This is a genomic window from Plantactinospora sp. DSM 117369 (assembly GCF_053764795.1).
This window is the reverse complement of sequence record NZ_CM132446.1, coordinates 1790826-1811019: the sequence shown is the minus strand read 5'-3', so window position 1 is coordinate 1811019 and position 20194 is coordinate 1790826. Positions and strand designations below refer to the sequence as shown.

Genomic DNA, 20194 nt, shown 5'->3' with positions numbered 1-20194 from the left:
GTCCAGGTTGAAAAAGGTTCACCGGTCGGTGGGAATCAGGCCGGAGTCCCTTGCGGACGCCACTGCCGTGGCACTACCCTGCCGAAGCCCCAGACCCGGAGGAGGTCCTCACTGGCCCCAGTGCCGAGCCGCCCTAGGGTCGGACGAAACCCGTGCCGCTGATCTCCAACTCCTGGTCCGGCGGCGAGGTGAACCGCTGCCGCTGCTCGTCGAGGACCAGCAGCAGGCCGGTCGGGATGTCGAAGAACAGCCCCTGCACCGACACCTTCCCCGGCTCGACGCCACGGGCGGCGAGGAACTCCCGGAGCACCGCCACCTGGCGGGCGACGTTCACCATCGCCAACTGGTCGACCTCGGCACGGCCGTCCCGGGCGGCGGCCAGCCCGACCGGATGTCCCGCCCGCCACGCCGCCCGGCTCGGCCGCCCCCACCGCAACCAGCGCCCGACGTGGCTCTCCTCCTCGTCACGCCCGCCGAGCAGCCCTTGCATGGCCCCGCACCCGGAGTGCCCGCAGACCAGCAGCGCCGGCACGCAGAGCACCTCGACGGCGTACGAGACGGCGGCCGCCACCGAGGATTCCGCCGTGTGGTCGGTGGGGACGAGGTTGCCGATGTTGCGCACCGTGAAGAGGTCACCCGGCCCGCTGCTGGTGATCACGTTGGGCACGATCCGGGCGTCGGCGCAGGTCAGAAAGAGGCTGTGCGGCTTGTGCCCGCCGCCCATCTCGATGAGGAACGGCAGCAGCCGGGCGGCCGAACGGCGGTGGTACTCGCGTACCCCGACGTGCAGCGGCCGGAGCGCGGCCAGCGCCGAGCCGGGCTGGTCGGCGCGGTTCGGCTCGCCCGCCCCGTCCGGGTGCCGGGCCTGCCAACTCGACCAGGGCGAAAACCAGCGTGGCGGCACCAGGGCGTGGATCCGCCGGGACGGCCGGGGGTGGTCGCCGCGCAGGGCAGCCGGGCCCACCTCGTCGAGGTGTACCCGCCCGCCGGTGCTCTCGTGCTGTCGTACCCACCAGTCGAGGTGGTCGAAGGCCGCGTGGTCGAGGAAGTCGGTGACCAGTTCCAGGTCGACGGTGCTGCCCGGCGGCACCCGCCCGAGGACCATGGCCAGCCGCGGGATGGCGAGAAAGCTGAGCGTCCCCTCGACGTGCACGGACCAGTGCTCGCGGCCCGCCGGACAGGCGCGTACCCGCTCGGCGTGCACCGTGGCCCAGACCACCCGGCGGAGGATCAGCACGACCGCCAGAACGAGTCCGATCAGGACCCCCTCCAGCAGGTTGAATACCACCACGCCGAGGGCGGTGACGACGTAGACGGTCAGTTCGCGGTGCCGACGTACCCGCTGGATGTCGGAGATCTTCACCAGTTGCAGGCCGACCACGACGAGGAGCCCGGCCAGCGCGGCCATCGGGATCCGCTCGACGAGTACGACCAGCAGGACCGCGAAGAGCAGCACCCACACCCCGTGCAGGACCGCGGAGCCCCGGGTCCGGGCCCCCGCGTTGACGTTGGTGGAGCTGCGCACGATGACGCCGGTCACAGGCAGCCCGCCGAGCAGGCCGGAGAAGCCGTTCGCCAGGCCCTGGCCGATCATCTCCCGGTCCAGATTGGTCGGGGTGGTACGGCGGCCGTCCCGGGCGGCCCGGTCGGCGGCCAGCCGGTCGACGGCGGTGGCGGAGAGCAGGCTCTCCACGCTGGCGATCACGGCGACGGTGAGTACCGCGGCGGCAACGGCCGACCAGTCCCGATCGGGCAGCGCCGGCAGGTGTACGGCGGCCAGCAGCGACCCCGGCATCTCCACCCGGGCCAGGTCAACGTCGTTCCAGACCACGGCCGCGAGGGTGGCCAGGGTGACCGCGACGAGCGGGCCGGGTATCCGGCGGACCGGTCTCGGCAGCCGGGGCCAGAGCACCAGCAGCCCGATCACCGTGAGCCCGATCAGCGCCGCGTGGTCGTGCCGGGTCGCCAGTTGGGCCGGCAGGTCGATCAGGTTGCGCAGCGGTGTGGTGCCGGGTTCGCCGCCGAGTAGCACGTGCAGTTGCCCGAGCACGATCGTGACACCGATCCCGGCGAGCATGCCGTGCACGATCGCGGGCGAGAGGGCGAGCGCGGTCCGGGCGATCCGGCACAACCCGAACGCGACCTGCAACAGCCCGGCCGCAGCGGTGATCGCGCAGGTGGCTGCCCAGCCGAACCGGCTCACCAGCTCCGCGACGACCACGGTCAGTCCGGCCGCCGGGCCGGTGACCTGGAGCGGCGCCCCGCCGAGCAGGCCGGCGACCACTCCGCCGACCACGGCCGCGATCAGTCCGGCGGCCACCGGGGCGTTGGAGGCGGCCGCGATGCCCAGCGACAGCGGCACCGCGACCAGGAAGACGACGAGCGAGGCCGGCAGGTCGTACCGCAGGCTTCCGCAGGCCCAGGAGCGGAGCCGGTGCGATGTCTCGGCCAGGCCGAACATCGTGGGCGACATGGTTCCTCCTCCGGCTCCGCCACACGAACGGCGGAGGTCGTTGCCGGTCCGGACACGACTGCGTTTCCGATAATTGGCCTAAGAGGGGAACGTCGCTGTTCGTCAGGATTCTAGCTTTAGATTCGAATGAATCCCTATAGTGACGATTAATCACTTTCCCGGTTTGAGAATCGACACGGGCACCACCGCCGGACTGTCCCGCATCCACAAATCGCGAGGGGCCGACCCGGAAACCAGAGTCGGCCCGTCGCCGCGACCGGTCGGCCGCCTCCGCTCACTTCGGATGCAGATGCTCCAGGTCGATATCCCGAGGACTGACCCAGATCGGGATCGCGGGTACGTCGACCAGCGGCTATTCGACCGGACGCGGCTGCACCAACCGACTGGTGAGAAACGGGCTCGGCTTACCGTGCCAGAAGACGGCCAACTCGTCACGGGCCCGAGTGGCGGCGACGAAGAGCAGGGAACGGTCACGCTGCCGTTCCCGCTGGTAGCGCTTTGGATCAGTGTCCCGGTACCGGCTGATCATCTGCCGGGGGACCAGTCCGTCGCTGACTCCGGCGATGATGATTCGTTGATATTCGAGTCCCTTGAACCGGTGCATCGTGCCGATGTGTACGCCGTCGGGTCGCTTCGGCCCGTCGGGACCGATCTCCACCGCGGGTATCCCGTCGGCCTCCAGCCGCGCGGCGACCTCGCCGGCCAGCTCCCGAGTGGGCACGGCGATCGCCACCGAACCATCGACCGGAGTTCCCCACGCCGCCAGCTGCCCGACGACCAGTTCGCGTTCCTGATGCCACGACCCGGCGCCTCGGAACGTCGGCACCCCGCCCCGAAGCAGCGAACGGTAGCCGGCGAGGTTCTCCGCGCCACCGTCGAGATCGTCGTACGTCTCGCCGCTCATGATCTCCAGGGCTGCGGCGAGGATCTGCCGGGTGGTGCGGTAGCTCAGGGTCAGCCGGGCGGACCGGCCGCGAATGTTGACGCCGAGGCTGCCGAGCGTGACGTGATTGTCGTAGATGCGCTGGTGGGTGTCGCCGGCCAGGAACAGGTCGTCCGGTCCGGACGCGACCATGGCACGCAGCATCTTCCAGTGCGCGGCACTCAGGTCCTGCGCCTCGTCCACCACGATGTGCCGGTAGCGGTGCCGCAGGAATCCACCTGAGTCCTCCGGGGGCAGGCCCTCGCTGCGCGCGGCCCGGTCCATCTCCAGCCGGGCCGCCCGTTCGGCCACCTGCCGCCAGGTCCACTTGCCCTGGTCGTCGAGCCACTTGGTGAACCGCTCGGTGAGCTGCCAGACCTGGTCCCGTTCGGCACGACTGAGCGTGCGGCCCCGGCCGGGTCGGCGGGCGCTGAAGTACTCGGCCCGGGAACCGAGCACCTGGCCCAGGATGACCTGGGTCCATTCGGCGGCCAGGAATTCCGGGTCCCAGCCGGAGTCCTCCTCGGTCTCCAGCAGGAAGTTCTGCCAAAGTTCGGGCACCTTGTTGTCGTCGACGATCCGCTTGCCCGCTCCGGCCTTCGCCTCGGCGACGACCCGGCTGGCCAGCCGGTCGATGTTGACGATGTCCACCCGGGACACCAGTTCCTGCCCGCCCAACGCGATCAACCGGGTACGGAGGTCCGCCGCGAGGTTGCGGTTGAAGGTGGTCAGCAGGATCGGCTTGTCCACCCCTGGAGGCAGTCTCCGGACCAGGTGGGCTACCCGGTGCAGCGCGACGATGGTCTTACCGGTACCCGGACCACCCCCGACCCGGGTCGGCCCCCGGTACGACTTTTCGACCAGCCTGCGTTGGGTGGGATGCAGGAAGATCTGCCACCGGTCGAAGGACTCGGCGAGCATTGCCTGCAGAGCCTCGTCGTCCGACGAGACCTGGGTGGCCGGCCGCTCCACCGCCGTCCGGTAGTCGTCGGGGTCGACCGCCTCACCGGCCCGGACCGGCTCGGTGATGTGGGTGAGCACCTCGTCGTACGGTTTGCCGTCGTGCAACGACAGCAGCACGTCGGCGGTGAGCTGGGGAGCCCGTTCACTCAGCTCCAGCAGCCCGGTCTCGCTGGTCAGGTCGCGGATCTGCGGCAGCAGCGGCTCGGCGACCCCCAGTTCGACGAGTTGCGCGTCGGTGAACCGCTCGAACAGCGGCGCCGCTGTCGGGGCGGGCTCGACCGGCAGGCCGTCGGCCGCCGGGCCGCCCGATCCGGTCGAGACGGCTGGCCCGCCCGGCTCGACCACGTCGGGCCCGCTCTCCGGTACGGCCACGGACGAGTCGGCCGACACCACCCGACCGACGATGCTGTCGCCCACCGGCTCCAGATCGATCACCTCGATCCCGCCGGTCACCCGGTTGATCCGGTACGAGTACCGGTCGAGGTTCTCGTAGACGTCCCTGCGGTGCCGGACCGCGACGAGCAGGTAGTCCTGGTCGACGATGTGCAACAGCAGGGCCCGATGGTCCTGGTTGATCCGTGCGGACCACAGTCGGGAGCTTCCGCCGAGCTGCTTGAGTCGCAGGCCCGGGTTGTTCGGGTTGTGCCGGAACTTGTGCATGAACTCGTAGACGGCGCCGATCTCGGCCCGGGACAGCTTCATGACCTCCTTGTCGGCGCGGTCCAGCATCCGCAACGTCGCGGCCTTGGCAATCACTGACGCCCTCCCCCATCCCCGTGCACGAGCCGGTCGGTCAGCTCCTCCGCCGACCATTCCCGAGCGGTACCGACCCGCCAACCGGCAGCGGTGTACGCGCCGTCCCGATCGGTGATCTCGGGATCGTCCGGGGAGCCGGACAGGACGACCGCGACCCGCTGTTCCGGCCATGCGAGTTCGGCCGGCCACCCCTGGTCACCGAGTTCGTAACCGACGACCGGTACGGGCAGGCCACGCCGGATGAGGGTCTGCACCAGCGCCTCCAGCGCGGACTCGTCCCGGTTGAAGTAGTGCAGCACGTCCTGCCACGGCGAATCCACGTCGGCGAGATCGTCGTCCGGCGGGGGCGCCTCCGGAGAGAGGCCGAGCCAGGTGGTCGTCTCCGCGTCGATCGGCATCGGCCGCTGGGTGAGCCGCAGGCCGGTGCCTTCGGAGACCGCCATCGAGGCCGGATCGAAGTCGTCCAGGGCGGTCCGGGCGAGTTGGGCGCCGTCGCCGCCGCCTGCCGCGAGGAACTGGACGACGTTCGCCCAGGCCAGCCAGCCGGCCCAGCGGCGGCGGTGCCGCTCGCGCCGCTCGTCGCTTCCGGCGTTCACGGCCTCCGGCCGGTCGTCGATGACAGCCAACGCCGACCAGACACGGTCAGCGGCCCGGCCGTCGACGACGACGGTAACCGGGCAGTCGGCGGCATCCACCGACCGGACCAGGGTGATCCGGCCCGGTCGGGCCGGCGGCAGGGGCTCGCCGCGCACAGCGGCGAGGATCCGTTCGCCGATGCCGCTCGAGTCGGCCGTGCTCGGCTTCTCGGTGGCCTGCACGAGCAGGCCGGCCAGGGCCGCCTCGGCACGACGCCGCCAGCGGTCCGGGTCGGGCTCGGCCAGAAACCGCAGGAGCAGGTCGACCGGGTTCGTCCAGACGTACCGCTCCAGGTCGGCGGGGTCGGCGTCGGGTACGGACTGCCGGTAGAGGTCCCGGGCCCGTTTTTTCGCCAGCCCGCCGTACGGCTCCCAGGTGATGGCGCTCGTGCCGTCCGCGTTGTTCCGCCAGCCGTCGACGTCGTCCCAGGTGATGCCGAAGACGTAGAAGTCGTGGGCCCGGAGCCGGTTGCGCTTCTCGGCGTCGTCGGCGAGCCGGTTGTACTCCGGCGACGCGTGGTACTTGAACCCGTCGAGGTAGACCGCGATCTCCGGGGCCGGCGCGTCGAGCCGCCGGAAGTGCACGTCCGGTCGGGTGCCCCGGATGGTGTTCTGCAGTTTCATCTGCCAGTGCGTGACGTCGACCCCGTTCGGGGCGGTGAACCGCAGATCCGCGATTCGGGCGCCGTCGTGGTCGGTACGCTTCTCAAGGCGTACGCCGGAGCCGGGCTCGCCGGCCCAGGCCAGCAGCTTGTTCAGGAACCGCATCTCCAGCTCGCTCTCCACCTGGTGGATCAGCGAGATGTCGTTGGTGCGGGTGCCCGGCAGCACCGCCCAGGTGTCGAGCAGCCGGCTCAGCATCCCCAGCGCCTCGTCCCGGTTCATCAGGTTGAACTCGCTGTTGCGGGCGTAGCGCAGCAGGCACCGGTGGCAGGCCGTCCGGCCCTCGTGCTGGCAGACGCAGCTGCCGATGATCTGGCGGGCCCGCGCAAGGATCTGCCGGAACTGGTCCGGATCGGCGAGTCGGTGCAGGTAGCCGGTGCCCTGCGGCTGGGTGTCGTAGACGACCACGTAGTTGCGGGTGCCGCCGCTCTGCGCATCCGGCATGGTCGCCGAGAGCACCCGCAGGTGGGCCGGGTCGCCGCCGTACTCGGCGGCGATGCCGAGCCGGACGGCGGCAGCGAACGAGACGACCCGCTCCTCCACCAGCGCGGTGACCGCCGGGATCAGGATGCGCAGCGCCTCGGTCCGCAGTTCGTGGGCGAGGATCAGCGGGATGTGGCTGGCCGTGCCCGGCGACCGGCGGTGCGGGCACCAGGGCCGGTGGTGTTCCGCCTCCTTCGCCACCGCCGACCCGGCAAGGTGCGCGGCGACCTCCTGGCTCACCGTGGGCTGGCCGTCGATCGTCGTTCCGCCGCAGGAGTCGCAGGTGTGGAAGGGGTTGATTCGCACCTCGTCGCCGGCGAAGAGTTCGCTGGCCCGGTCGTACCGCTGGGCACCGAGGTTGAAGTGCCGGATGATGGCGTGCCGGGTGTAGTCGACCCCGAAGGTGTCTCCGGTGTGTCGCCAGGAGGAGTCGATCTGGCCCGGGTCGACGTCGACGGTGATCGGGGTGACGTAGAAGCGGCGCTCCCGGTCGTCGCTGTCGTCGCGGATCCGGGCGTCGTCGCGCCGGTCCCGGGTGAGTACCCGGGTCGGTTGCAGCACGTTGAAGACCCGGCTCTGGTCGGCCAGCCCGTCGTCGCCGCAGCGCGGGCAGGCGCTGGTGTCCTCCTGTGCCAGGTGCGTACGGGCGTACCCGCACCGGGCGCAGATCCGCCACCGCTCGTATGCGGGCCGGTTCGCCGGGCCGAGGTCCAGCCCGGAGATCTCGTGCTTGTAACCGCGTACGTAGTAGGCGTTGCCGGGCGCGATCTCGACCAGGGCCTGCCGGGCCGGGCGGTCGTACTCGCGCAACTCGGTGTGGAACCGCCGGCTGCCGTCCGGCATCTTCTCCTCCCAGGTGAGGGTGGCGTCCAGCAGCGTGCGGTTGTCGATCAGGGCGTAGTTGGGCAGCAGCCCGAACTCGACCAGGGTGCCGTGTGCGGCGGCACCGGCGATCCGGTGCAGCAGCTTGCGTACCTCGCGGGCCTCCGACTTGAGCATCTTCAGCTCGCGGGCGTGGTCCGGATCGCTTTTCACCAGCGTCCCCGCGACGGCGTCGATGCCGGCGAGCCGCCGTTGCAGGTCGCCCCGGCGGTCCTCCCAGGCCGCGTCGGCCCGCTTCACCCGGTCGGTGAGCCCGGCGTCGGCGAAGTGCCGGAGCTGCTCGGCGGCGACGTCCGAGACCTTGTCGCCGAACAGCCCGAGGAATCCCTCGACCAGCCGGGCACCGTCCCGCTGGCCGGCGTCGGCCAGCGTGCCGAGCCAGCCGGTGGTGCCGAACAGCAGGTGGGCACGCCGGGGCAGCGGCAGTACGCCCGGCAGCCGGCCCCGGGCGGCGAGGTCGATCAGGTGCGCGAGATATTGCCGGCGGAGGATCTCGACGGCGGAGAGGAAACATCCGGGCGGCACGATCTGGCCAGCGATCATGTCGCGCGGCTCGGTGAGGTAGTAACGGTCCCGTTCGGAGCGGCCGACCAGGGTGAGTACGAGGGCGTTGCCGCTCTTCCGGCCGGCCCGGCCGGCCCGCTGGACGTAGTTCGCCGGCCCGGTCGGCAGCGACGCCAGCACCACCGCGGAGAGGGCGCCGATGTCGATGCCCATCTCCAGGGTCGGGGTGCAGGAGAGCACGTTCGGGTCGGTGTACCGGTCGCCGGTGCGGAATCGTTCCTCGACGGTTTCCCGCTGGGCCCGGGTGAGCATGCCGGTGTGTTCGCCGGTGACCACCCGGAACGCCGGGCTCTCCAGATAGAGCCGCCGGTAGTAGTCGTCCGGCGCGGTGTCGTCGAGGGCGGGCCGCAGCCGCCCACCGCAGCGGTACTGCCGGCACGGCTGCCCGGTCCAGCCGGCGACCCGGTCCGGGTGCTCGGTCTGCTGCCAGTGGCAGGTGTCGCAGCCGATCCCGGCCGTGATCGCGGCGGCGTCGCCGAGCAGGGTCACCCGGACGTGGCCGGGCAGCAGTCCGTACGCCCGGTTGCCGTCCTCGGTGTTGCCGGCCGCGACGATTCCGGCGGTGGCCAGCGCCGGCATCAGCCGGTCCAGATATCTGGCGGCCCCGGACGCGTCGAGGCCGAGGCACCGGCTGGTCCAGTCCTGGTACCAGTTGCCCTTGGCGGTGACCGCGTCGAATTCGGAGCGCGACTTGGGGCTGGCGAGCAGGAAGGCCGGCCCGGAGAGCCCGCGCGGAAAGGCCGGCATCCCCTCCGGCCGACCGCCCCAGATCTGCCAGCGGGCGCCGCCGCGCCGCAGGTAGGGCACCAGCCACTCGTGGTAGATCGCGCCCCGGGTACGCAGCCGTTCCAACAGGCCACGCAGGAAGGCGAGGTAGCGGGCGTCGTCGGGCAGCGGGCCGCCGTCGGCGCCGGGCCCGGTCAGGTGTACGTCCCGGCACAGCGCCGCCGCCGCGGCCGGGTCGTCGAGCCCGACCTCGACCGCGACGGTACGGGTCAGCTCCAGGGTCCGGCCCTGCCGGGCCCGCAGCCCGGTCTCCAGGATGGCGGCGAAGGCGAGCCGTTCGCCGACGAGCGTCCACGCCTTGCGGTCCCGCAGGTTGTCCCCGGCCAGCAGGCTGTCCACGCCGGGCTGGTCGTGCAGGTCGGGCGGGACGACGGTGGAGAGGATCTCCGGCTCGACGGCGGCACCGATCATGTCGACGATCAGTTCGTCCAGTCCGACCGGCCTACCGGGTTCGAGCTGGCGGGCCAGCAGGGCGCGCAGCGAGAACGCGTACGAGCGGTTGGCGACGAAGCCGGCCCGGTGCGCGGCATCCTGTACGGAGTCGTTGAACAGCAGCGTCTTCCGTTCGGCGCCGGCCAGTTCGCCGCCGGTGAAGAGTTGGGTGATCGCGACCGAGGCGAGGGTGGCCAGGCCGGCACCGAGGTAGCGGATGCCGTGGTCGAGTTCGCAGGAGGGGCAGCGGTCCTTCTCGGCCGCGTCGAGCGCGAGCAGGTCGCCGAGGACGACCGTCGACTCGTCGCCGAGCCGCCCGGCCCGGTCCCGGGCGGGGTCGAACGGGCGGACCCGGCGGCCGTACTCCAGGACCAGCAGACCCCGGTCGCGGTGCTGGATCTCGTCGGCGGTGGCCGCGATGAACGCCCGGATTCGCCGCTTGTCCCGGCCGACGGAGCCACGGTAGATCTTGTCCGGGTCGGTCTCCAGCTCCTGCGGGTCCTTCTCCGGGGAGAGCGCCGCCCAGCCGGAGCGCCCGCAGTGCCGGCAGTAGATGGCGGGCAGCCGCTCGTACCGGCTGTCCGCCACCACCTGGTCGATCTCCGGCGCGAACGGGTCGGCGTCGCGCTCCGGCTCGCCGTACCAGCCGAAGGTGGTTTCCGGGCCGACCCCGCGCAGCAGTCGGGAAACCGCGCGTACCCAGAGGTGGGTTTCGATGTTGAGCAGCGGACGGCCCGGCGCGTCCGGATTCTCGGCGCGGGCCAGCAGGCCGACGAACCTGGCGATCGCCTGCGCGGTGACCTCGGGCCGGGTCTTCATCGCGCTGCCCCAGCCCGTCGCGTTCTTCCGCGGCAGCACCTCGATGACCTCTTCGAAGGTGCGCGGGTCGGGGCCGAGCGAGTCGAGTACCGCCTTGGTCAGCGGGTGCTGGCGCAGTAGCGCACCGAGGCGGGCCGGGTCGGCGGGCACCTCGCCGAGGACCAGCTCGGCGACCTGGTCGGTGAGCCGTTCGGTGTCGCGCCCGTCGAGCGCGGCGAGGGTCTCCGGATCGGGCAGCGGCAGGCTGAAATCCTGTTCGGCGATGAACTCGGCCGGCTCGTAGCGGTCCTCCCCGATCAGCGAGTCCGGCTCGAACGGCACCCCGAAGACCTGCTCGGCGACCTCGCGGATCGCGGTCCGGCCGTCCCTGCCCCGGCCTTCGCCGAGCGTCGCGGAGGTGGCCACCGGGCAGATCGGTCCGAGTGGCCGGTCCTCGGTGGACAGGCCGAGCGCGGCGGCGAGCCGGCGTAACAGAATCGCCACGTCGGTGCCCTGGGCGCCGTCGTAGGTGTGGAACTCGTCCAGTACGACGTACGCCGGCTGGGCGCCCTCCCAGAGCGGCAGGTCGTCGGCGCGTTGCAGCAGCAGGTCGAGCATCTTGTAGTTGGTGATCAGGATGTCCGGCGGGGTACGCCGCATCTCGGACCGCTTGGTGAGCACCCTCGGGTATCCGACGGCGGCCACGTCGCCGATGTAGAGACCGGCGGTGACCTGGTGCAGTGCGGCATTCTCGACGAGCAGCTCGTTGAGTCGCTTGGTCTGGTCGGTGGCGAGTGCGTTCATCGGGTAGAGCAGGATCGCCTTGATGCCCGGCCCGCGTTCCCGTCTGGCCCGCCGGCAGTGGTCGAGCAGCGGGATCAGGAACGCCTCGGTCTTGCCGGAGCCGGTGCCGGTGGTGATCAGGGTCGGCTCGGCGCCTTTGCCTAGTGTGGACAGCCGGTGGAACGCCTTCGCCTGGTGCAGGTAGGGCGTGAAGCCGGTCGGCGCCCAGTCCAGTGCGGAACGCCAGTCGTCCGACGCCGGCCGAAACGGGGTCCGGATCCTCAGGTACGGACCCCGGAAGATGCCCTGCTCGGGGTGGGTGAGGAAGGCTTCCAACCCGCGCCGTACCGGCTCGTCGGTCAGCCCGAAGGTGGTGGTGAGGTACTGGGTGAGCGTCCTGCGAAGGGTGTCGGCGGCAATCGTGGGCTTCATGAGCAACTCACCGCAGGCATGCTACTCGTCTATGTCTAGCGTGATCTGTCGTGTTTGTGTCTAAGGTAGACGGACGAACGGTGACAGTTCAGCTACCGACCGGCCCAACCCGGGTCGCCCCGCCGAGCAGACTCTCGGTGCGGTGGCCGGGTTCCTTGTCACCCCGACGCCACCGTCAGTAGCATTCCAGCCCCCCACCGTACTCACCCCTGGAGTGGCATCCGGCATGTCCCTGACCGACGCCTCGTCCCGTACCCGCCGCGAGATCCTGATCAACGGCCGCCGGGTACGGATATCCGACCTGCTGGAGGCCGGACTACTCAAGCCGGGCCAGGAGCTCTTCTTCCAGCAGCGGCTGGGCGAGATACCCCACCAGGCGACGGTGATCGCGCCGGGTCGGCTGAGACTGCCCGACGGACGGGAGTTCGGCACGCCATCTGCCGCCGGCAGCGCCGCCAGTGGGCTGGTCGCCGTACCTGGCTGGGAAGCCTGGCGGGTCGGCAAGGGCGGTCCGACGTTGCACGAGCTACGCCAGCGGTTACTGGAGTCGGTCGCGAACGAGCCCGTTCCGCCAGACGCCGTCACCAGGGAGGAATCCAACCAGGGCGCGGCACGGGAGCGCTTCGCCCGACTCGACCTCGCACGCCGGAAGGCCAAGGCCGGTGACCCGGAAACGCTGACCGTGCGCCAGTTACTCCGCTGGTGGGGACACGAGGACCGGGACCGGGACGTCATCCGGCAGATCGACGGCGATCTGGCGAACCACAGCCTGACCACCGCCCCGGACTTCCGGGCCGTCAGCCTCGACCGGACGGTCCGACTGATCACCCCGCCGGAGCCCGTCGACGAGGTCCCGGCCGGCGCGCCGATCGCCGACGACTCAGGGTCGCTTCAAGCGGACCTGGTCGAGGAGAGCGATGCCGAGATCGGGCTGACCCTCGGCAACCTGCTCTCCGCCGAGGACACCCTGGTATCCGTCTCGCCGTCCGCCTCGGTGGAAGAGGCCATCACCGCCATGCTGCTCAACGACTTCTCGCAGCTCGCGGTGCTGACGAATCCACGAACCCTGCACGGCGCGGTGAGCTGGAAATCGATCGCCCGAGCCCAGCACGCCAACCCGAACGCCTCGTTCAGCAGCATGATCGTGCCTGCCCAGGTCTTCGACTACGACGTACGGCTGCTGCGCGCGCTCGACACGCTCCAGCGGGAGGAGTTCATCTTCGTCCGCGACTTCGACCGCAAGATCTCCGGCATCATCACCGCGGCTGACGTGGTGAACAAGTACGACGAGACGGCGACGCCGTTCCTGCTGATCGGTGAGGTCGACCAGGAGTTGCGCCGACTGATCCAGGGCACCTTCGACGCCGAAACGGTGCGGCGGGCGTGCGCCGCCGCCGGTCAGACCTTCAGGTCGTTCGAAGCCATGACGATGGGCAACTACCAGGCCGTGCTGGACAACCCGGCATGCTGGGAGCGACTCGGCTGGCCGCTGCACCGCAGGGTGTTCATCAGCCGTCTCGACCATCTCCGAAAGGTGCGCAACGGCGTGATGCACTTCAACCCGGACCCGGTGAAGGCCGCCGACGTGCACAGGCTTCGGCATTTCCTGGACCTGATCCGCACCTTCAACAAGTGATGCGGCGCTACCCCGGTGGGGTGCTCAACCGACCGGAGCGCGCTGAGCCGCGAGCTGAGCGAGTACGTCGATCGCGTCCCGGGCCGAGTAGTTCGAGAGCCAGGTGCTCACCGTGAACGTGGCGCGATCTGCCCCCGGCTGATCCGGTGGACGTAGCGTGGTGGGCAGGTCCTTGACCCGGACCACCAGCGTCCAAGGTCCGCCCGAGACGTCCGTACGACTCGTCTGGATCGCAAAGATGGATTCGATGTGGCTCCAGGGCGCCCGGATGGCGAAGACATCCGCGCCAATGCGACTCCGTGCCCGCACCCAGACCCCGCCCGGATCGGCGGCCAGCCAGACCCCGGTCACCTTCGGCATGACGCGGAGGATGGCGAAGAGCATCACGATCAGGAAGGGCAGGACGAGCACCAGGGGGGTCCACGGCACTCCGGACGGAGCAATGGCCGGAACGCACAGCGGCGACAGGATGCCCAGCCACACGACCGGTTGCAGGGCCAATATCCACACGAGTGCCCTGCGGCGCAGGACGAACGGTTGACCCTCGTCCGGGATGCTCGGCGCACTCCGGATGACCTGGTCGTCAGCCACCGAACAGCTCGCGAGACAGTCGGCCGAGCACCGCCGGGCCGTCGCCTCCGTCCAGGACAGCAGGATCGAAAGTTTGCCCTGCTCATCGACCTGTCCATGGCCGGCGAGGCCACACGAGTTCGGCCCAGAAGATGACGGACATCAGACACCTGTTGCATTCCGTTGTTTCTTAGCGCACTCAATGCCGTGGTCCAGTTCGTCGAGCGGGCGGGACAGCACCTGCCACGTCCATCGCCATGGCTCTCCCAGGTACCGATCGACTTCGGAATATGGGAAGATCTCGATACCTCGCGCGGGTAGGGCACGCAAGATCAGCACCGCTGGTGGGCTCCGGCGGTGTCGTCGTGACGTCCATTCCTGCCCGAAAGGTTTCCGATGCCTGTCATCCCCGTACGCCGCTGGTTCAGCACGGTCGGCGCACTCGCGCTCGCCGCCGTCGCGATCCTCGCCCCCGCCGGACCAGCCCAGGCCGCCGTCGGCGACTTCCCGAGGGTGATCGCCGAGCCCGCCTCGACCTCGATCCCGGAGGGCACCGGCGCCTCCTTCCGGGTACGCCTGAGCCACCCGCCGGCCGAGGCAGCCTTCCTCCAGATGACGATGCGGGGCACCGGCGGGTGGATCAGCCAGCCGGTGATGCTCCAGTTCACCCCGACGAACTGGAGCAACTGGCAGGGATTCGGGCTGGGGAGCGTGCAGGACGCGGACACGGTCGACAACGTCCTCGTCATCACGCTCAACTTCCCGAATTACCTCCCCGACACCGTCACCTTCACCCAGATCGACGACGACTAGCTAAGCTAGGCAGCGTTTCGAAAGTGGGTAGGTTCGGGATGGGAAGATCACGGACATGGCCGCCCTGCCTCAACTCGAGGATTTGACGTCTCTGGTCCTGCGATCAGATTTTGGCGACGATGCAGCTTGGGATGCGATCAAGGCAGCGATCGACGGCTCCGGCGGACACCGCAGCGCGACATACGTCAGGGATCAGGCATACGCCGGGGTGTCGGTTCAGGCGCTCGGCGAGGCAGATGCCGCAGCCGACGAGGCGGACAAGATCACTTACTTGTTCCTGGCCGATGACGTCTGCATGGCTGACGAGGAGCACCGGCTGCTGGCGGTTGACCTGGTCGACGAACCCGGGCGTTCCTTCCGGGTGCCACCCCGCTGGTTCCCGGACGTCTCCACCAATCTGAGCATCGCGAACCTGGACTTCGCCGATTTCGCAGACACCACAGGCGGGTTCGGCACGTTTCAGGGCTTCGACAGCAGGTGACCTGCGATGGACGCGTTTACAGAAAGGCTTGCGCTCAAGGCGTGTCGATGATCGACAAGCGGCGAGGTCTCCGGTAGATCGTTCAACGGCCAAAAGGAACTGAACCGGAGACCTCGTGGCCGCCATACCGGCGGCGAGCGGCGGCACGCCCTGACCGACGCGCAGTGGACGTGCTGGAACCGCTGCTGCCCAAGGGCACGAAGCCAGGACGGCCGCCGAAATGGAACAAACGCCAGCTCAGCGACGGCATCCGGTGGCGGGTGCGGGCGGCGGGCGTCCGCGGACGCGCCCGGACCGGGTCCTGGCCGACAAGGCGTACAGCTCGGCCGCCAACCGGCGCAAGAAGGGGCCGAAGGGCGGACCGCCGCCGCCCTTCGACCCCGGGATCTACAAGCACCGCCACGCCGTCGAGTGCGGCATCAACCGGCTCAAAAGCAACCGTGGCCTGGCCACCAGGTACGACAAGCTCGCAGTCCGCAACCAGGCCACCTTCAACATCACCGCGATCAACGAGTGGCTCCGTCCTTGCTTATGAACACACGTGCTAGAACTGCGCGAAGAACCGCCACACCTCTCCCTTGGTCCAGGTTCTGGCGCCGCTGTCACCGCCCCCGTCCACCGGACCCGGGGTGTGACCCCCGTCGAACGCGCCCCACTGCACCGGATACCCGGCCCGGCACCCCGAGTAGACGGTGGTGACGTGCGTACGGCTACCCGCCGTCGGCTCACGCGGACTCTGCGGGGTGCAGCCGTTGTTGCTGACGAATCTGTCGCGCAGCGACCGCCCGTTCGCGATACTGTCCGAAATTCCATGGATTCCGAAGTACGCGATCGGCTGAGTGCCACCACTGCATCCGCTGAGCAGTCCGGGGGCCCCATAGACCGTGACGGCCCGGAAGACGGTCGCCCGGGCGCAGGCCAGTGCGTAGCTCATGGAACCGCCGTAGCTGAATCCGAGGGCGAAGCGTTGCGTCGTGTTGACGCAGAGGTCATTCTCGATCCGGCGGATCATGTCGTCGACGAATGTGACGTCCTCGCCGCCGGTATTGGCCCAGCCGTTGCCGATGCCCTGGGGCGCGACCAGGATCGCGCTGTTGTTCGACTGCTCCTGCTGTCCGTAGTACGACCAGGCGGCCCCATCGGTCCCGCCCGAGGAGACGTCGTTGGCGGTGCCGCCCCACCAGTGGAAGGCGAACATCAACCGGTACGGACTGCTGTTGTTGTAGTTGGCGGGGATTCGCAGGATGAAGCTACGGCTCTTGCCGTTGCTCTGGATGGTGTGCGAGCCGTTGCCCAGCGTCGGAGCCTTGCCGCACCCCGCGCTCGAACTACCACCCGGCGGCGGCGTGGTGGGGCCACCGGTCGGCGGCGGCGTGGTGGGGCCGCCACCACCGACGGTGATCAACTGCCACTGCTGGTTGTTTCCGTTCAGGTCGGCGTACTGAACGATGTTGGCCCCGTCCGCGGTCGAGGCGCCCTGCACCTCCACCACCCTGCTGCTGTTCCGGTTGACCAGCCGGACGTGACCTCCGTCGGAATCGGCCAGCCGGAACTGCTGGTTCGTTCCGTTGTGGTCGGACCACTGCACGATCGCCCCACCGTCGGCGGTCGAGGCGTTCGACACGTCCAGGACCTTGCCGGAGTGCCGCGACTTCAGCCGGTAGAAGCCCCCGCCGGAGTCCACGAACTGCCACTGCTGGTTGGCCCCGTCGTTGCGCGTCCACTGGCTGATCCGCGCACCGTCGTTGGTGGCCAGGTTGTAGACGTCCAATGCCTTGCCGCTGTTGCGGTTGACCAGCACATACCAGGCGTTCGTATCCACCGTCGCCGCGGCTGCGGGCGCGTTGTCCACCGCAGCGAGCGTGCCGGCCGCCAGTATCGCCGCGCCGACCGCGGCCACTGCCGACCACCAGCGACGTCTGGGGGGAGAGCCGGGACGAGCCTCACCATTCATTGATCCGCTCCTTCGACCGAGATCACGCGCGACCAGGACGGACGCGCGTTGCCCCAGGCACCGGCGTTTCAGGCGGTGGCGTCAGCACTTCGTGGTGCCTGCGGGCAGGGCCTCAACGTAACTTCGTAATACGTCATACGTCAATGACAGGTATCGATGTCCTGTCGAGCAAGGTCGCGGCGGACAGGGATCATGGTGGCTCTTCGACGTTGACCAGGGATTGGGCTGGGTCGATCCGCGAGTAAGCCTGGCGCTGGTCGCGCGACCGCCGAGAGCGCCCTCGACCCTGGCCCCGCCCCCGATTCACGCTGCCGTCCTCCTGATATGAGGACACGGACCGGGCTAGGACGATCATTCAGAGGCCGAGGGCGCCGATGGCGGCGGGCAGGGTGGGCGCGGTGGCGAGCTGGCGTACGTCGTCGCGCTCGCGAAGCCACACCTGGCAGGTCACGCCGTCGTAGTGGACGGCGACGGGCTGCCCGGGGTGGTGGCGGGCGAGCCGGCGCAGCAGGGGTACGGGGTCGTCGACGGCGACCGGTGTCGGGGTCTGCGGCACCGGGATCGGCTCGTCGGGGTTGGCGGGCACGTTGCCGGCGATGGCGAGTTCGAGGTATTCGAGGCAGTACGCGATCGCGGCTTCCGGGGTGGATCGGGTGGGCGGGTCGGCCGGGGCGGGTAGCTGGCCGAGGGTGTTGACGGTGACGTCCCAGCCCTCGCCCTGGACGAGCCGGAGGTCCCCGGCATTCCGGATGTGGTCGACGAGGGTGATCGTGACCGTCAGGTGCAGCCCGAGGACGAGCCGGACCAGGTCGGCCAGGGGCGGCACGTCGGGTCGGCGAGCTAGCACGAACAGCCGGCCGCCGGGTCGGCCCCGGGCGGCCCAGCGCAGATACTCGGTCAGCGGGTCGGCGTCGGGGCGGTGCAGGGTGACGGTGCCGTCCCGGAGACTGTGGTCGAGGTCGCCGCCGCCGTCGAGTTCGACCAGGTCTTCCGGGCGTACGCCGAAGTGGTCGGCCCAGCCGGCGAGCCGGAATGGGTCGGGAAGCTGGTGCAGCGGCTTGCCGCCGGGGTGGGTTGCCACGTGCGGCGCCGGCACCCGCTGGCCGGTCCGCCAGGTCTCCTCCCCCGCCGGCCCGGCCCGCCCGTCGCCCGGTCCGGCACGATCGGCCGGCCGGCCGGCGGGGTCGTCCTGCCAGGCGAATTCACCGGTACGCCAGCCGGACGCGTCGCTGCGCCAACTGAGGTGTACGACCCGCCCGGCGAGATCGGTGATCGTGATGGCCACCTCGGAGTGGAGTCGGCGGGTGCCCCGGCAGGTGTAGCAGCGAAGCAGTGACGGGCTGCGGCCGGAACCGGCACACCTCGGGCAGTCGGGATCGGCGCGGTCGGTGCCGAGTCGACAGTCGCAGCGTCGGAGTCGACTGTGCGGGTCGCAGTCGGGGCAGTCGACGTACGGGATGGGCGAGTCCTGCCACGACGGTGCCGGCGGCTGCCATCCCCGGCGCAGTTTCGTCGCGCGCCGGCTGTAGATCTGCCCGGTCGACCACTCGGTGAGGACTTCCCTCGTGCCGGCGTCGCGCAGGCTGGTGTGCCACCAGCGGCCGTCCCGCCAGATCGCCTGCGCCCCGGCGGTCGGGCTGCCGGTGGCAAGGTCGAGACAGTCGGCGAGGATCCGCCGTTCGAGCTGGTCCAGGTCGATCGTGGGCGGCTCGGGTGGTGGTTGCCCGATGGTGAGGTGGTGGGCGGGGGCGGTCAGGCCGCGTTCCTCCAGGCCATAGCAGGCGTCGAGCGTGGTCGTGGTGGTGATCGCGGTGGTCAGGTCGTCGGCGTAGCCCCGGGCCTCGGACGGCACCGGCCCACCCGGCACCTCGAACCGGATCGCCCAGGTCAGCTCGTCCGTGGCGACCAGGCGGCGGGCCTCGACCACCAGGTCCAGGCAGAGCAGATCGGCCAACCGGCAGAGCCGGCCCAGCTCGGCCGCCGACTCCCGGGGCGGCGCGACCGCTGCCCGGCCGAGATAGAGCCGCCACGCCTCGTTGCTCTCCCCGGCGATGGCCTCGGCCTCCAGCACTTCCCGGACCGACGCCGAGTGCTCCGGCCGCCATGCGCGGGGCAGGAAGACGAGCGGGCCGTCCGAATCACCGGGCTGGCGAACATCCGTCCACGAGCCGGCGCCGGCGGCCAGGTCGCGGAGCAGCGGGGCGAGCGGCAGATACCAGCTCCCACCGCCGTCGTCCGGCCACGGCACCGGTTCCACCACCCCGGGTACGACGTTCGCCGAGGCCACCGCCCCGGTGTCCAGGTTCGCCATGGTCAGCACGAGTTGTGCGCGGCGACGCCCAGTCTGCCCGCAGTCGTGGCAGGGCCGGCCGACCGTGCCGACCCCCTGACACTCCAGGCAGTCCTGGTACGCCTCCCCCGCTGCCCGCCGAACCTCCTCGCTCTCGTTGACCAGGATGCGGTTGCCGCCGTAGGTGCAGCGGCACGGGTCGAGGGTGAAGGAGAGGCCGTCACACGACCGGCACTGCACCACCGCAGGGCCGGCCATCAGCGCCGCGCCAACCCGTGCGCCGTCGACACCTGCTGGGACTGCCACCGTCGTAACGCGTCCTTGATCCGGGCGTTCTGCTCCCGGACGCCGGCCAATTCGGCGTACGCCCTGGCCAGGTCAGCGGCGACCTGTTCCAGGAACTCGTGCACCTCGTCCGGATCGACTCCCCGCCGACCGAAGCCGACCGGGGTGAACCGGCGCAGCCGCACCTGCGACGGCAACAACGGCCGGTACGTCGCCGACCGGTACGCCGAGTCGAGCCGCCGCAGCGGCTGCCCCTCCCGCCGGAACAACCACCGGAGCAGAGCACACACAACCTCTCACCAGCCTCTCGGAGCACAGGACGTGGACGGGTGGCCCCGGCCGGAATCGTCGGCTTGCCCCACCCCGGACCGGGGCCGCCCCGCCCCGCCGCCGCAGGCACGAAGCAACACGTACGGCAGCAGGGCGTGACTCAGGGCTGGCACGGCCAGCAGGGGGAGATCGCTAGCCGTGCCAGCAGCGGATGCCCAACCGGAGGGCCGGTTGCCTACCAGGCTTTCCGTTGCCAGGCGTCCCGCAGAGGCAACTTACAATGCAACGCATGGGATGGCAAGAGCTAACCATGCAAAGCAGGC

10 protein-coding genes and 1 pseudogene are annotated in these 20194 nt (G+C 70.2%); 4 read left to right on the top strand and 7 right to left on the bottom strand.

All coding sequences use genetic code 11. The features are described 5' to 3' along the window. Positions 1 to 133: 133 nt before the first annotated feature. The 3 genes from ACSMXO_RS08090 to ACSMXO_RS08080 all read right to left on the bottom strand — a co-directional run bounded on the left by ACSMXO_RS08090 (position 134) and on the right by ACSMXO_RS08080 (position 11572). Positions 134 to 2473, bottom strand: coding sequence for a SulP family inorganic anion transporter (locus ACSMXO_RS08090; RefSeq protein ID WP_455417254.1), 2340 nt, complete (start codon positions 2471 to 2473; stop codon positions 134 to 136). 352 nt (positions 2474 to 2825) lie between these two features. Beyond that, entirely contained in the window at positions 2826 to 5087 is a 2262-nt protein-coding gene (locus ACSMXO_RS08085) for a UvrD-helicase domain-containing protein (RefSeq protein ID WP_455419192.1), read from the bottom strand. 23 nt (positions 5088 to 5110) lie between these two features. Further along, positions 5111 to 11572: a DEAD/DEAH box helicase gene (locus ACSMXO_RS08080; protein WP_455417253.1), complete on the bottom strand. Its 6462-nt coding sequence runs from the start codon at positions 11570 to 11572 to the stop codon at positions 5111 to 5113. 226 nt (positions 11573 to 11798) lie between these two features. On the opposite strand from ACSMXO_RS08080, the gene ACSMXO_RS08075 reads away from it, so the two are divergent. Further along, positions 11799 to 13208: a restriction system modified-DNA reader domain-containing protein gene (locus ACSMXO_RS08075; RefSeq protein WP_455417252.1), complete on the top strand. Its 1410-nt coding sequence runs from the start codon at positions 11799 to 11801 to the stop codon at positions 13206 to 13208. A gap of 24 nt (positions 13209 to 13232) precedes the next feature. Here ACSMXO_RS08075 and ACSMXO_RS08070 read toward each other — a convergent pair whose 3' ends face one another. Continuing rightward, positions 13233 to 13799 (bottom strand): hypothetical protein, encoded by a 567-nt coding sequence (locus ACSMXO_RS08070; RefSeq protein ID WP_455417251.1) that lies wholly within the window; start codon positions 13797 to 13799, stop codon positions 13233 to 13235. A gap of 375 nt (positions 13800 to 14174) precedes the next feature. On the opposite strand from ACSMXO_RS08070, the gene ACSMXO_RS08065 reads away from it, so the two are divergent. The 3 genes and pseudogenes from ACSMXO_RS08065 (at position 14175) to ACSMXO_RS08055 (ending at position 15607) form a co-directional block, all read left to right on the top strand. Then, the gene (locus ACSMXO_RS08065) at positions 14175 to 14591 is read left to right on the top strand and encodes a hypothetical protein (protein WP_455417250.1); all 417 of its coding nucleotides are present in this window, start codon (positions 14175 to 14177) and stop codon (positions 14589 to 14591) included. A 55-nt stretch (positions 14592 to 14646) separates the two neighbouring features. Further along, positions 14647 to 15072, top strand: a complete 426-nt coding sequence (locus ACSMXO_RS08060; RefSeq protein WP_455417249.1) for a DUF6924 domain-containing protein — start codon at positions 14647 to 14649, stop codon at positions 15070 to 15072. A 99-nt stretch (positions 15073 to 15171) separates the two neighbouring features. Beyond that, a pseudogene (locus ACSMXO_RS08055) lies at positions 15172 to 15607 on the top strand (transposase). Between the two features lie 9 nt (positions 15608 to 15616). Here the strand turns inward: ACSMXO_RS08055 and ACSMXO_RS08050 are convergent. The 3 genes from ACSMXO_RS08050 to ACSMXO_RS08040 all read right to left on the bottom strand — a co-directional run bounded on the left by ACSMXO_RS08050 (position 15617) and on the right by ACSMXO_RS08040 (position 19870). Beyond that, complete coding sequence (locus ACSMXO_RS08050) at positions 15617 to 17026, bottom strand: RICIN domain-containing protein (RefSeq protein ID WP_346256198.1); 1410 nt, start codon at positions 17024 to 17026, stop codon at positions 15617 to 15619. Positions 17027 to 17381: 355 nt separating this feature from the next. Beyond that, entirely contained in the window at positions 17382 to 19622 is a 2241-nt protein-coding gene (locus ACSMXO_RS08045) for a hypothetical protein (RefSeq protein ID WP_455417248.1), read from the bottom strand. Further along, complete coding sequence (locus tag ACSMXO_RS08040) at positions 19574 to 19870, bottom strand: DivIVA domain-containing protein (RefSeq protein WP_455417247.1); 297 nt, start codon at positions 19868 to 19870, stop codon at positions 19574 to 19576. Before ACSMXO_RS08040 ends, ACSMXO_RS08045 begins: the two co-directional genes overlap by 49 nt. Between the last annotated feature and the right edge of the window lie 324 nt (positions 19871 to 20194).

Bases quoted from the DNA above. Each gene is read 5' to 3' on its own strand.
- ACSMXO_RS08090 (WP_455417254.1), bottom strand. From the start codon at position 2,473: ATGTCGCCCACGATGTTCGGCCTGGCCGAGACATCGCACCGGCTCCGC.
- ACSMXO_RS08085 (WP_455419192.1), bottom strand. From the start codon at position 5,087: ATGCTGGACCGCGCCGACAAGGAGGTCATGAAGCTGTCCCGGGCCGAG.
- ACSMXO_RS08080 (WP_455417253.1), bottom strand. From the start codon at position 11,572: ATGAAGCCCACGATTGCCGCCGACACCCTTCGCAGGACGCTCACCCAG.
- ACSMXO_RS08075 (WP_455417252.1), top strand. From the start codon at position 11,799: ATGTCCCTGACCGACGCCTCGTCCCGTACCCGCCGCGAGATCCTGATC.
- ACSMXO_RS08065 (WP_455417250.1), top strand. From the start codon at position 14,175: ATGCCTGTCATCCCCGTACGCCGCTGGTTCAGCACGGTCGGCGCACTC.
- ACSMXO_RS08060 (WP_455417249.1), top strand. From the start codon at position 14,647: ATGGCCGCCCTGCCTCAACTCGAGGATTTGACGTCTCTGGTCCTGCGA.
- ACSMXO_RS08050 (WP_346256198.1), bottom strand. From the start codon at position 17,026: ATGAATGGTGAGGCTCGTCCCGGCTCTCCCCCCAGACGTCGCTGGTGG.